Below are 11,916 nucleotides of genomic sequence, written 5' to 3'. Positions count from 1 at the left end.
GTGTTCACTCCGTGATGACGAGGGGCTCGCCCCACAGCGGACGCAGTTCGAGCCACTCGTGGATCGGCTTCCCGCCCGCGCCCGGAGCGGCCGACAGCTCGCCCGCCAGTTCGAGCGCCCGCTCGTAGCTGTCGACGTCGATCACCATGAAGCCGGCGATGAGGTCCTTGGTCTCGGCGAAGGGGCCGTCGGTGACCGGCGGCTTGCCCTCGCCGTCGTACCGGACGAAGGTGCCTTCGGGGGCGAGGGCCAGCTCGTCGACGAACTCGCCGGTCTCCTGGAGCCGGAGCGCGAAGTCCCGCATGTACTCGATGTGCGCGGTGATCTCGTCCGGCGCCCAGTGGTCCATCGGCACGTTGTTGACCGCCGCCGGAGCGCCGCGGTAGTGCTTGAGCAGCAGGTACTTCGCCATGACTTGTTCTCCTCGATGAGGGTGGCGCGGCCGGGTTCGGCCGCTTTCATCGCCAGGGACGGAGCCGGGTACGGGTTCTCGACATCGTCGGGAACAGTAATGCTGCCCGATGGCCGGGAACATATCGGTGACACTCGATGTCATCCGATCTCAGGACGGATCAATCGCGAGAAACCGGCCCGCAATGGCGTCTGGTGGGTCATACATCTGATCTCTAACGTTCTTTATCGCGGAAGATTTCCCTTCGCGAAAGGAAGAACCCCTTGTCCAAGGCAAAACGGCGATCCGCCGGCCTTCTGGTGACCGCCGGTCTCATCTGCGGCTTGTTCGTGGGTGAGACCGCGGGGGCCGTGGCCTCCGACATCCCGGCGGCACCCCCCGCCGTCAAGGACCACAGCCGGCCGCTGCCGCCCGGCGCGACCCCGGTGGCCCCGCTCGCCGCTTCCGTCGCCCAGGCGCAGATCGCCGCCAATCCGGTGGTCTGCGAGGGTGACGGGGTCTCCGGCAAACGCGTCGAGCTGGTCTACGTCCGTGAAGCCGGTCAGCCCGACCGGTACGCGAACGTCGTGCCCTCCCTGCGCGCCTACGCGTCCGGGATCGACGACTCGTTCAACGACAGCGCCGCGGCGACGGGCGCGAGCAGACATCTCCGGTACGTGACGACGGCGGGCGCGGGTTGCCAGGTCGCCGTCGGCAACCTCGTGGTGCCCAACGGCACGTACACCTCGGGTGCGATCCGCGACGCCGCCATCAACGCCGGCTTCCACCTCGCCGACCGCGACTACATGCTGTTCTCCGACAACCCCCACACCTGTGCCGGCACGTGGGGCGACAGCGACGACCAGCCCGGCCCCGCCAACGCCTTCAACAACGGCAGGCACTACACGGAGATCGCCGTCCCCTGCTGGGGTGTCAACGCCGCGGCCCACGAACTCGGCCACATGCTCGGCGCCGTCCTCCCCGGTGCCCCGCACTACCAGGGCGGCGGGCACTGCTCCCAGGAATGGGACCTGATGTGTTACGGCGACACCCAGTCCTTCGACTGCACGGAGCGCGATTTCGATCGGCTGCTGGACTGCGGCAACGACGACTACTTCAGCACGAATCCCACGCCCGGCAGCTGGCTCGCCACCCATTGGAACGTCGCCAACAGCGCCTTCCTGATCAAGAAGGACACCCCGGACAACGACGACGGCCACGCACGGGGAGGGAAGACGTACGTCATCACCGGCGCCAGCGGCAACGCCATCGACGTCGTGGGTTCGTCGACCGGCGGCCTCGTCGAACTCAGTCACCGGGCCCGCACGGATTCCCAGAGCCAGAAGTGGATCCTGGGCTACAACACCGGTCTGCAACTCGTGAACGCCAACAGCCAGCTGTGCGCCGACAGCGCCCAGAGCGGGACGGCGCCCGGCACGCACATCCTCCAGTACAACTGCAACGGCCAGAACGGCATGCGATGGGCGTTCCAGCCGCTCGGCAACGGCAAGGTGGCGATCTTCAACTACCTGACGGGTTACGCGATCACCGAGGGCGGCGCGTATCCGGCGTCTCTCGTCCAGCAGCCCTACACCGGGGCGGCCAACCAGCAGTGGACCCTGAACCCGGTCGCCGACCCCGGCCCGAAGGCGAGCACGAAGTACTACCTGACCGTCGCGACCAACGGCAACAGTGCGGCCGTGGTCGACGGCTCGTCGTCTTCCGGCGCGAAGATCACCCACGTGGCCAGGCAGAACGACAACGGCCAGAAGTGGAAGCTCACCGACGCGGGCGGCGGATACTGGAGGATCTCCAACGAGCGGAGCGGCCTGTGCCTGCGGCCGGTCTCAGGCAGTACCGCGGACGGCGCGCTCCTCGAACAGACGCACTGCGGCTCGTCGACCACTCAGCAGTGGAAGCTGCTGCGTAGCGCCGACATGCGCTACGGGCTGGTGAACCGGGCGAGCCAATTGGCGGTGCGGCAGGTCAACAACGGCACGGCTTCGATCCTCGAGCAGCGGCCCTTCGTGGGCGGCCGCAGCGACGAGACCGTCTGGGCTCTCGTGCCCGCGTGAAACGCGAAGCTCCCCAGGTCCGTGTTATCCATCGACCTGGGGAGCTTGGTCTTCAAGACTGGCGGTAGCGGTGGGATTCGAACCCACGGAGGACAGAGCCCTCGCATGTTTTCAAGACATGTTCCTTCGGCCGCTCGGACACGCTACCGCCGTCGAGGATATCCGACGGTGCTTTGCCGGGATGCTTCGGATCTAGTCGAAGTCCCAGTCCGTCAATATCCCGATGAAGAGGAAGAACGCCAGGATGAGCACGATGATCGCGACGCCGACGTAGCCGATGATCAGGGCGGCCAGCGCCATGCCCTGGCCGCCCGCTTCCCCGCGTTTGGCCTTGGAATGCGCGATATGCCCCATGATGACGCCCGCGATCGACGGCAGCCCGCTGCACGCGACGAGGCTGGCGATCGACACGATCAGCGCCGCGATCGCCAGACCCTGTTCCTGCGGCGGTTGCGGCGGGCCGTAGCCGTAACCCGGCTGCTGGTACGGCTGACCGTACGGAGGTTGCTGACCGTACGGCTGCTGCTGACCGTAGGGATCCTGCGGATATGTCACCGGCTCACCGTAACCGCCGGAGCTCGGTTCAGGACGCTTGACTCTTCTCGGCCTTCGCCGCGATCCGCGCCTGGACCTCGGGGCGGCGCAACGGCGGCACCGTCGCCGGCGGCTGACGGCGGGCGGGCAGTTCGGTCAGCAGCCGCCTGGTGATCTCGGTGATCTCGGCGACGGCGGCCTCGAACGGCTCACGGGTGGCGTCGGACAGGCTCTGCACCCCGGACACCTTGCGGACGTATTGACGGGCGGCGGCCTCGATCTCGTCCGGCGTCGCCGCCGGCTCGAGGCCTCGAAGCGTGGTGATGTTCCGGCACATGACCCGATCGTACGTCCGCCCACCGACGTTTCCGGGTGCTTCGATCACACAGTCGGTTAGAAGCTGCCCCGGTTCGTTGACGCCGAAAAACGCGTTTGGGCACTCTCGGCGGAGTGCCCCTCAGACCCCGCTCTCTTCGCCGCGCGCCCGTCGAGCCGATCCCCGAACCGGCCGAGCCTTCCCCGATACCGGAACAGGTCTGGCAGCGCGTCCCGATCGACGCCCTGATCGACCTGGTCACCGAGATCTTCACCGCCCACGATCTGCCGTGGTCACGGGCGAGGATGGCCGCCGAGGCGGTGTGCCACGGCGATCTCACCGGAACGCCGGAGTCCGGTGTCGCCGAACTGACCCGGCTGCATCTGCCGATGCTGGTCAACGGCATGGTGCGGCCGAGGGCCGAACCGCTGATGATCGCCGACCGCGGTGCCGCCGCCCTGATCGATTACCGCCGCGCGCCGGGGCTGTGGGCCGTCGGCGACGCGATGGACCGCGCGGTGTCCCGGGCGGGCCGGTACGGCGTCGGGCTCATGTCGGTCCGCGGCGTCGGGCCGTTCGGCCGCGCCGGGCACCATGCCGCGAGGGCGTTGCCGCACACCATGATCGGGCTCGTCATGGCGGCGGGCGGTGAACTCGGGAAGGCCGCGAACCCGCTCGGGATGGCCGCCCCCGCGGGCGCGTACCCGGAGTTCGTGCTGGATCTGGACACCCTGGCCGATGTCGACAGCGCCGCCGTCGCCGGCTTCGCCCTGCTGGTGGAGATCTTCGCCGGGGTCCTGTCGGGCGTCGGCGACCACGATCACGACACCGGTCTCATGGTGATGGCCATCGCGCCGACGACGCTGCGCAGCGCCGACGGGTTCTACAAGGCCGCGAGCGCGTTGTTCGGCAGCCTGCTCGGCTGGGAGGGCGGCACCCCGGTCCGGTATCCGGGCTGGCGTGAGGCGCAGTACCTCGAACAGTGCCAGGCGCTGGGTGTCCCGCTGAACGAGCCGGTGCACCGCGAGCTCGAAGACCTCGCGCGGGCGTTGCGCCTGGCGCCGCTGCAGGGGCGCTAGTTCATGTGATTCTGCGGACGACACGCGTGATCAGATGGACGACACGCGTGTCTGGACGGACGGCTCGTGTGTCGTCCGTCCAATCACGTGTGTCGTCCGCAGAATCACGGGGCGCTAGGACAGGACGACGCGGCCGCCTTCGCCGCCGACCTCCACGACGTCGCCGTTCGTCAGCTGACGGCCGCGCCGGACCTCCACCTCGCCGTTGACCGTGACCTCTTCGGCGTCGAGGAGGTCTTTCGCGTGCGAGCCGTCTTCGGCCAGGTTGGCCAGTTTGAGGAACTGGCCGAGGCGGATCGGCTCGCCGGTGATCGGGACGTCCTGGATGCTCATGGGGAGATCATCCCCGTGCGTCCATTTTCCGGTACAGGGTGGCGACGTCGGTGTCGAAGTAGCTGCTGTAGGACGTGTCCGGATCGTCCCCGCCGTACAGGTAGCCGCCGATCACGCCGACGACGGTGCCGAGTTCGGTCGCCGGATCGGGGTCGACCACCCACGGGCCGCCGCTGGTGCCGGTCGTGAAGCCGGGGCAGCCGACGCGCATCTGGTAGGTGTCGGCCTGGCTGCTGGTGCCGTGGCAGACGACCGGCGCCTCCCGTTCGTCGGGATACCCGGTCAGGGTGATCGAGTGGGCGAACCCGCCGCCGGTCACGAGGGTGTTGGCGCCGGTGACGCTTTCGAGGGTCTTCGTGGTGCCCGCCTGATGCGCGGTCGCGAAACCGACATCCAGGTCCGGATCGGATGAATCGGCCCAACCTTCGGGGACCTGCGGATCGGAGACGTCCCAGTAGCCGTACGGCGCGACGCCGTCGTGGTAGCCGGGCGCGAACGAAATCCCCGTCGCGTACTCGCCGCCTTCGCCGTCGTGAAGGCAATGCGCCGCCGTGAGCAGGAGGTCGCCGGGGGCACTGTGGACGACGCTGGCCGTGCAGAAATGCGTCCCGTCGATGAAGAGCGCGCCGATCGCCGGGTTGGTCCGCGGCGCGGCGGGGGTGGCGGCCACCGTCGCGGCGTTGTCGCCGGCGTCGGTCGCGACAGGATCCGAAGCGGCGGAGCAACCGGACAGAACGACACAGAGCACGAGCAACAGGGCGCGGCGCATCGCGTTCCTTTCGCTCTTCCACGGCTGTCCGGTCACAGATCACCATAAGCGGGGCACGAACACAGCCCGAATCGATCAACGCACAGCAAGCTCACAGCCGTAGTATGTGTTACCTCCGGTAACAGTCGAGCGGGTTGGGAGCGGGTATGAGGTCGTTCACGGACAAGGTCGTGGTGATCACGGGCGCGGGCTCGGGAATCGGCAAGGCACTCGCGATCGAGCTGGCGGGGCGGGGTGCCAGGCTGGCGCTTTCCGACGTCGACGCCGTCCGTGCGGCGGGCACCGTCGCGGAGTGCGAGACGGCGGGCGCGACCGCGAAGGCGTACGCGCTCGACGTCGCCGACCGTGACGCCGTCCTCGCGCACGCCGAGGAGGTCGCCGTCGATTTCGGGGGCGCCAACGTCGTGGTGAACAACGCCGGGGTCGCGCTCGGCGCCACGGTCGAGGAAATGACCTGGGACGACTACGACTGGCTGATGGGGATCAATCTCGGCGGCGTGGTCAACGGTACGAAAGCCTTTCTGCCGCAGGTGATCGCTTCGGGTGACGGGCACATCGTCAACCTTTCGAGTGTGTTCGGCTTCATCGGCGTGCCCACGCAGAGTGCGTACAACGCGGCGAAATTCGCGGTGCGGGGGTTCACCGAGGCGCTGCGCCAGGAAATGCTGATCGCCCGTCATCCGGTCAAGGTCAGCTGCGTGCATCCCGGCGGCATCAAGACGAATATCGCCCGCGACGCGCGGGGCGGCGTCGAGCGGGACATCGACAAAGCCGCCGAGGGATTCGAAAAGATCGCGAGGACCACGCCGGAGAAGGCCGCGCAGACCATCGTGCGTGGTATCGAACGGGGGACGGCGCGCATCCTGATCGGGCCGGACGCGTATGCCATCGACGCGATTCCCCGCGTGCTCGGTTCATTTTACCAGCGGCCACTCGCCCTGCTCGGGCGCTGGGGAATGCGGAATCTCTGAGAAAGGGGAAGCCACTGAACGGAGTAACCCTGCGTGGTCCGGACGGCTCGGCATAACTCGATCGGGGTGCGTTACTTACGGCGGCGTCGGAAATGCACCACAATGCTCAAGTTCGTGATTCCCCTTCCGGAGGTCCCCATGCCGCGCGCCGCCCAGCGCCGTCCGTCGACCGACGCCTTCTCCGCGCCTGTCGAAACCGTTGAACTACTGGACCGGACGGGGATCATCGCGGCGAGCCTGCCGAAGCGGCGGCGCAGTCCGGAAAACGAGCCGGAGCCCAAGCCGATGCCGGTGCGGCCCCCGGTCTGCGAGCCGGTCGTGGACAAGGATCTCCGGCCCAAGGCCGTCGTCATCCACCGGCGCGCCCGGTCCTGGCTGGCAGGCGGAGCGGGGGTGGCGCTGCTCGCGATCGGCTGGTTCGCCGGCACGTTCACCCTCGAGCCGGTCGACGACACCGCCTTGCCGGAGCCGCCGCTGCCCGCCGTGGTGACCCAGCAGCCACCCGTCGCGCAGCCCGCGCCGCAGGCGGCCCCGGTGACGGTCTACGTCCCGGTCACCGTGAAACAGCAGGCGCCCGCGACGAAGAAGAAGCCCGTCAAGGAACGGGTCGTGGCCCTGCCGCCCGCCGAGACCAAGCCGCCGGAGCAGCCGCGTTCGGACCTCGGAGCGCGCGACAAGGCCGCGGAGGATCTCCGGAGCATGATGGATCCCGCCGTGGCGAGTTCGCTGGCGGTGCAGATGGCGCAGGGAATGATGAGCTACGGCCGCTGACCCGTCAGCGCGACGGCCAGCGCGGAGCCCTCTCCAGGGTCGCCGTGCACGAGTTCGGTGCGGTGGACCACGCGCGGCGACGACAGGGAAAGCACGCTCACGCCGGTGATGACGTCGGCCGGGAGCAGCGCCAGCCCTTGACCGGCCGAGACCAGGCGAAGCAGGCCGTTGACGTCGGTCCCGGTGTACCGCAGCCGACCGCGGAATCCGTCGGTCGAAGCGGACTTTCTCAACCGTTCCAAGGGAATCGCGGTGTCCGGCGCGTCGATCCAGTGCGCGTCGGCGAGTTCGGCCAGCCCGGCGGTCCGCCCGGTCAGCGGATGGCCGGCGGGCACCGCGACCGCGAGCGGGCGTTCGCCGACGACGGTGGTGGTGAGCGGGCCGAAGTCCGGCAGCGGGAGCGGATCACTCGGCGCGGTCATCCCGTCGACGAGACCGAGGTCGAGTGAGCCCGTCGCGACCGCCGACAGGACGTCTTCGCGGCGCAGCACGCGTAATTCGGTGCCGCGGTGCGCGGCGGCGGCGACTTCGGCGGTGAGCGAAAGCGGCGTCAGTCCGAGCACGACCCGGCCGGTGGGTGCCGCGGTGAGCCGGGCGAGGTCCGCGCGGGCGGCGTCGAGCCGGGTCAGCAGCGGACCGGCGTGTTCGAGGAGACGTTCCCCGGCCCGCGTCGGGGCGACGGGCCGCCGGGTCAGCAACGCGGTGCCGAGGTCGTGTTCGAGCGCGGCGATGTGCTGGGAGATCGCGGACTGCGTGTAGCCGAGGTCGCGCGCGGCCCGGGAGAACGAGCCGCCGCGGGCCACCGCCACGAAGGTGCGGAGCAGATGGGTCTCCATGGTGCATCAGTATCGCTTATGACTTCAGCAAGGATCATCGTTGGCGCTGAACTCGGCCCGCGGGTCAGGATGGCCGCATGACACAGACAGCCCGCGTCGCCCTGGTGGGTGACCGTTCGGACGGCGTCCGCTCCCACGTCCGGATCCCGATGCTCTTCGACCGTCTCGCCGAACGTGATGGCCTCGAACTCGACGCCTACTGGATCCCGACCGGCGCCGTCGGCGACGTCACCGGTTTCGACGCCGTCTGGCTGGTGCCCGGCAGCCCCTATCGGTCCGAAGCCGGCGCGGTGGACACCGTGCGCGCCGCCCGCGAGAACGGCATCCCGTTCCTCGGCACCTGCGCCGGTTTCCAGCACGCGTTGCTGGAATTCGCACGGAACGTCTGCGGTCTCGGCGGAATCGGGCACGCGGAGAACGCGCCGGAGTCGGCCGAGCAGTTGATCGTGCCGCTGGCGTGTTCGCTCGTCGGGCACGAGAGTGCCATCCACGTCACGCCGGGAACGCTGGCCGCGCGCATCCTCGGCGCGGAGCGTTCCGTTGAGCGGTACCACTGTTCGTACGGCCTCGACGCCAGGCATCGGGACACGTTGGCGGCGAACGGGCTCGTCTTCAGTGGATTCGACGGCGAGGGCGACGCGCGGATCGCGGAACTGCCGGAGCACCCGTTCTTCCTGGCGACACTGTTCCAACCGGAACTCGCCGGCGACGGCACCCGCCCCCATCCGCTCGTCGGGGCCTTCGCTCGTGCCGCCGTGGAGCACGCGAATCTGTCTGTCCATAGTGGACGCTGACGGCGGTCGTGCGCCGGATGGCCGCTGACACAGCGAAAGTGATCGACTACCGTGAGCCAAGGGGAGGGGCTCATGGAGAAGGGGGATTCCGCTCGGAACGCACCGTTCAAGGCCGCTTTCGTGGTCGGCGAGTTCCGTGCGTTATGGGCGGCAGAGGCGTTTTCGCAGGCCGGTGACCAGCTGGCCAGGGTCGCGTTGTCGGTGCTGGTGTGGGAAAGAACGGCGTCCGCGGGGCTGACCGGGCTCACCTACGGGCTGACGTATCTGCCGACGCTGATCGGCGGCACCCTGTTCGCCGGACTGGCGGACCGGTATTCGCGGCGGACGGTGATGATCGTCTGCGACCTGCTGCGCGCGGCGATCGCGGCGCTGATGGCGGTCCCGGGGACGCCGTTGCCGGTGCTGGCCGGGCTGCTGGTGATCCTGACGATGGCGGGCGGCCCGTTTCGGGCGGCACAGCTCGCGTTGCTCCCGGACGTCCTCGAAGGCGACCGGTACGTCGCCGGGCTCGCGGTCCGCACGATCACCATCCAAACGGCACAGCTGGCCGGATTCGGTGGTGGCGGACTGGTGATCGGGCTCGTGACGCCCCACTGGGGACTGGTGATCGACGCGGCGACCTTTGTGGTCTCGGCGCTGCTCGTGTCCACAGGGGTCCGTCGCCGGGGGCCCGCCACCACGGAATCTTCGGTGAAAAGCCGTGTGGCGCGGGCTTTCAGTGGTGAAGGCGTCAGGGAACTGTGGCAGGGCAAGGGAATCCGCGTGCTCTTCGGGCTGAAGATGCTCGCCGGGTTCGCCATCGCACCGGAAGGGCTCGCGGCGCCGCTCGCCGTCGGACTCGGGGCGGGGAGTTTCGCGGTCGGTCTCATTCTCGCGGCGGATCCGGTGGGTTCGGTAATTGGATCGTGGATCTTCACGAAATGGGTTCCGGCGCGACGGAAAACGCGAATGGTCGGCATTCTCGCCATCGCATCCGTCGTTCCCTTGGTCTTTGTCTTCTTTCATCCGTCACTGCCGGTCTGTCTCGCGTTGATCGGGCTCAGCGGCGCGTTCGCGGCGCCGTACCACCTGCAGGCCGTGGCGCTGATGGCGCGTGCGGTGCCGGACGGCGTCCGGGCGCAGGTGATGGGCCTGACCTCGACGAGTTTGGTGACCGTACAAGGAATCGGGATCATGCTCGCGGGCGGTCTCGCCCAGCTGACCGGTCCGTTCGTGGCCGTCGGGGTGGCCGCGACGGTCGCCGTCGCCTCGGCCGGCCCGATGGCGATGGCGTGGAAACGCACCATCGCCACCGGGCCGGATGTCTGGCTCCCGGCCGGGAGCCGAACCGGCTGAATCGGTGGGATCAGTCCTCACGACCGTTCATGATGGTCCTCCCTCCCACTGCTCCATCTGTGTGTTCCGGAATTGACTCGAGCCACCCTCAGTACTACCTCGGATACATTGAATTGCGTACGGAAGGGGGACCGGTGACGATGATTATGGGGGATGCGGAACTCGTCGGAGAAGGGGCCGGTACGCGGCTGAGAACCTGGGTCCGAAACTGGGACTTATGGTCCGGACCACGCGGGGTGCCGGCGGTTTTTCTTGTGGTGGAAGGACTTGCGGCGGCAGTCGCCGTAGTCGCCCTGCTCCGATCGAACTACGAGACTACGGAATTCGTCCGATTTGGATCACTGCTCGGCCTTGCTTTCCTGCAGGCCGAGCTTTCGCGTTCGGTGGAACGGTTGCGGCGCACGCTTTGTGACCGGCCGCACATCAACATGACTTCGGTGTGGACGTTCGCGGGGGTGCTCGTCCTGCCGTCCGGGCTCGCGCTCGCCCTCGGCCTGCTCATCTACCTGCACCTTTGGCTCCGGGTGTGGCGGGGGATGAGCCACCGCCCCGCCTACCGCGTCGTGTACTGCGCGGCGGCGATCGTGCTGTCCTGCCTGGCTTCCGGCGCCATCGTCTCCGGATGGAACGGTCTGCCCGTCGGGTTCGCCGGTTCGCTGAAGATCGTCGAGGCGGCGGCCGTGTTCACCGTGGCCAACGCGTTCGTCGTGGCGCTTTCGGTGTACCTGCACACGGGGGGCCGGTCGCCGCGTTCGCTGTTCGGCTCCGGCGACGACAACCTGCTGGAGGTCACCACCCTGGTGCTCGGGACCTCGACCGCGCTGGGCATCGTGCACGCGCCCGCGCTCGTCCCGTTCGTCCTGCTGCCCGTGCTGGTGCTGCACCGCAGTGTGCTGGTGCGGCAACTGGAGATCGCGGCGAACATCGACGGCAAGACCGGCGTGCTGAACGCGCACGCGTGGCATGTGCTCAGCGAACGGGAGCTTTCGTCGGCGGCAAGGGCGAAGAGCAAACTCGGGGTGCTGATGCTCGACCTCGACCACTTCAAACAGGTCAACGACGTCTACGGGCACCTCGCGGGCGACGTCGTGCTCAAGGTCGTCGCGGAGACGATCTCCGAGCACGTGCGCGACTACGACTCCGTCGGGCGCTTCGGCGGCGAAGAGTTCGTCGTGCTGCTTCCCGGCGCGACGGAGACCGACGTGATCCCCGTGGCCGAGCGGGTCCGGCAGGCGGTGATGGCGATCGAGGTCGAGGTCGTGACCGCTTCGGGGCCGCGGGTCGTGCGGGGTCTTTCGGTGTCGATCGGCGTCGCGGTCTACCCGTCGGGCGGGACCGTGCTGGAGCGGCTGCTGCACGTCGCCGACTCCGCGCTCTACCAGGCGAAGAACAGCGGCCGGAACCGCGTCGTCTCGCTGGCCGCCGCCTGACGCAACGCCGAACTCGCGTGATTGAAGACGGAACTCACGTGATTGAGGGCGTAACTCACGTGCTTGGAGGCGAGTCACGCCTTGCCGAAGTACATGAAGGAGGACCCCTTCCTGTACCTAGGCGCAGGGTCCCGGCAAAGTCGAGATCTTGCAGGTCAGGCGACTATTCCTGCACTGTTGGCAGGCCTGATTCCGGGCGCTGGCGGGGCTTCAGCGTCCATAAGGGACACCGCCGGACGATTGAGTGTCCGATTGATGCCGGTATGCACGTTTCTGCGGGGG

Annotated in this window: 13 protein-coding genes and 1 tRNA gene; 7 read left to right on the top strand and 7 right to left on the bottom strand. The window is 68.4% G+C overall.

The window, feature by feature from the left end:
- Positions 1 to 4 precede the first annotated feature (4 nt).
- On the bottom strand, positions 5 to 412 hold the full coding sequence (locus DMH03_RS03035) for a YciI family protein (protein ID WP_125790463.1): 408 nt from the start codon (positions 410 to 412) through the stop codon (positions 5 to 7).
- A gap of 263 nt (positions 413 to 675) precedes the next feature.
- Here DMH03_RS03035 and DMH03_RS03030 point away from each other — a divergent pair, with 263 nt between their 5' ends.
- Positions 676 to 2,466, top strand: coding sequence for an RICIN domain-containing protein (locus DMH03_RS03030; RefSeq protein ID WP_125790462.1), 1,791 nt, complete (start codon positions 676 to 678; stop codon positions 2,464 to 2,466).
- A 59-nt stretch (positions 2,467 to 2,525) separates the two neighbouring features.
- Here DMH03_RS03030 and DMH03_RS03025 read toward each other — a convergent pair.
- The 3 genes from DMH03_RS03025 to DMH03_RS03015 form a co-directional block, all read right to left on the bottom strand.
- A tRNA-Ser gene (locus DMH03_RS03025) sits at positions 2,526 to 2,614 on the bottom strand.
- 44 nt (positions 2,615 to 2,658) lie between these two features.
- Positions 2,659 to 3,021, bottom strand: coding sequence for a DUF4190 domain-containing protein (locus DMH03_RS03020; protein ID WP_125790461.1), 363 nt, complete (start codon positions 3,019 to 3,021; stop codon positions 2,659 to 2,661).
- A gap of 28 nt (positions 3,022 to 3,049) precedes the next feature.
- Positions 3,050 to 3,337, bottom strand: a complete 288-nt coding sequence (locus tag DMH03_RS03015; protein WP_125780632.1) for a DUF2277 domain-containing protein — start codon at positions 3,335 to 3,337, stop codon at positions 3,050 to 3,052.
- 113 nt (positions 3,338 to 3,450) lie between these two features.
- On the opposite strand from DMH03_RS03015, the gene DMH03_RS03010 reads away from it, so the two are divergent.
- Positions 3,451 to 4,395, top strand: a complete 945-nt coding sequence (locus DMH03_RS03010; protein ID WP_233611256.1) for an Ldh family oxidoreductase — start codon at positions 3,451 to 3,453, stop codon at positions 4,393 to 4,395.
- A gap of 114 nt (positions 4,396 to 4,509) precedes the next feature.
- Here the strand turns inward: DMH03_RS03010 and DMH03_RS03005 are convergent, their stop codons facing one another.
- Positions 4,510 to 4,728 carry an RNA-binding S4 domain-containing protein gene (locus DMH03_RS03005; protein WP_125790459.1) on the bottom strand — a complete coding sequence of 73 codons (219 nt, stop codon included), beginning with the start codon at positions 4,726 to 4,728 and terminating at the stop codon, positions 4,510 to 4,512.
- A 7-nt stretch (positions 4,729 to 4,735) separates the two neighbouring features.
- Positions 4,736 to 5,497 (bottom strand): serine protease, encoded by a 762-nt coding sequence (locus tag DMH03_RS03000; RefSeq protein WP_125790458.1) that lies wholly within the window; start codon positions 5,495 to 5,497, stop codon positions 4,736 to 4,738.
- Positions 5,498 to 5,643: 146 nt separating this feature from the next.
- Here DMH03_RS03000 and DMH03_RS02995 point away from each other — a divergent pair, with 146 nt between their 5' ends.
- Together DMH03_RS02995 and DMH03_RS02990 are read left to right on the top strand one after the other, a co-directional pair.
- The gene (locus tag DMH03_RS02995; RefSeq protein WP_125780637.1) at positions 5,644 to 6,468 is read left to right on the top strand and encodes an SDR family oxidoreductase; all 825 of its coding nucleotides are present in this window, start codon (positions 5,644 to 5,646) and stop codon (positions 6,466 to 6,468) included.
- Between the two features lie 138 nt (positions 6,469 to 6,606).
- Complete coding sequence (locus DMH03_RS02990) at positions 6,607 to 7,239, top strand: hypothetical protein (RefSeq protein ID WP_233611255.1); 633 nt, start codon at positions 6,607 to 6,609, stop codon at positions 7,237 to 7,239.
- On the opposite strand, the gene DMH03_RS02985 is transcribed toward DMH03_RS02990, so the two are convergent.
- Positions 7,227 to 8,075 carry a LysR family transcriptional regulator gene (locus DMH03_RS02985; RefSeq protein ID WP_125790456.1) on the bottom strand — a complete coding sequence of 283 codons (849 nt, stop codon included), beginning with the start codon at positions 8,073 to 8,075 and terminating at the stop codon, positions 7,227 to 7,229. The genes DMH03_RS02990 and DMH03_RS02985 overlap by 13 nt on opposite strands.
- Before the next feature lie 77 nt (positions 8,076 to 8,152).
- Here DMH03_RS02985 and DMH03_RS02980 point away from each other — a divergent pair, with 77 nt between their 5' ends.
- The 3 genes from DMH03_RS02980 to DMH03_RS02970 all read left to right on the top strand — a co-directional run bounded on the left by DMH03_RS02980 (position 8,153) and on the right by DMH03_RS02970 (position 11,634).
- Entirely contained in the window at positions 8,153 to 8,869 is a 717-nt protein-coding gene (locus DMH03_RS02980; RefSeq protein WP_125790455.1) for a hypothetical protein, read from the top strand.
- Positions 8,870 to 8,941: 72 nt separating this feature from the next.
- Entirely contained in the window at positions 8,942 to 10,204 is a 1,263-nt protein-coding gene (locus DMH03_RS02975) for an MFS transporter (protein WP_125790454.1), read from the top strand.
- A gap of 254 nt (positions 10,205 to 10,458) precedes the next feature.
- Positions 10,459 to 11,634, top strand: a complete 1,176-nt coding sequence (locus DMH03_RS02970; RefSeq protein ID WP_125790453.1) for a diguanylate cyclase — start codon at positions 10,459 to 10,461, stop codon at positions 11,632 to 11,634.
- The last annotated feature ends 282 nt before the right edge of the window (positions 11,635 to 11,916 follow it).

This window comes from Amycolatopsis sp. WAC 01376 (assembly GCF_003947415.1).
Lineage (GTDB): Bacteria > Actinomycetota > Actinomycetes > Mycobacteriales > Pseudonocardiaceae > Amycolatopsis.
Note: the sequence above shows the minus strand (reverse complement) of the source record. Positions and strands in the feature narration are given on the sequence as shown.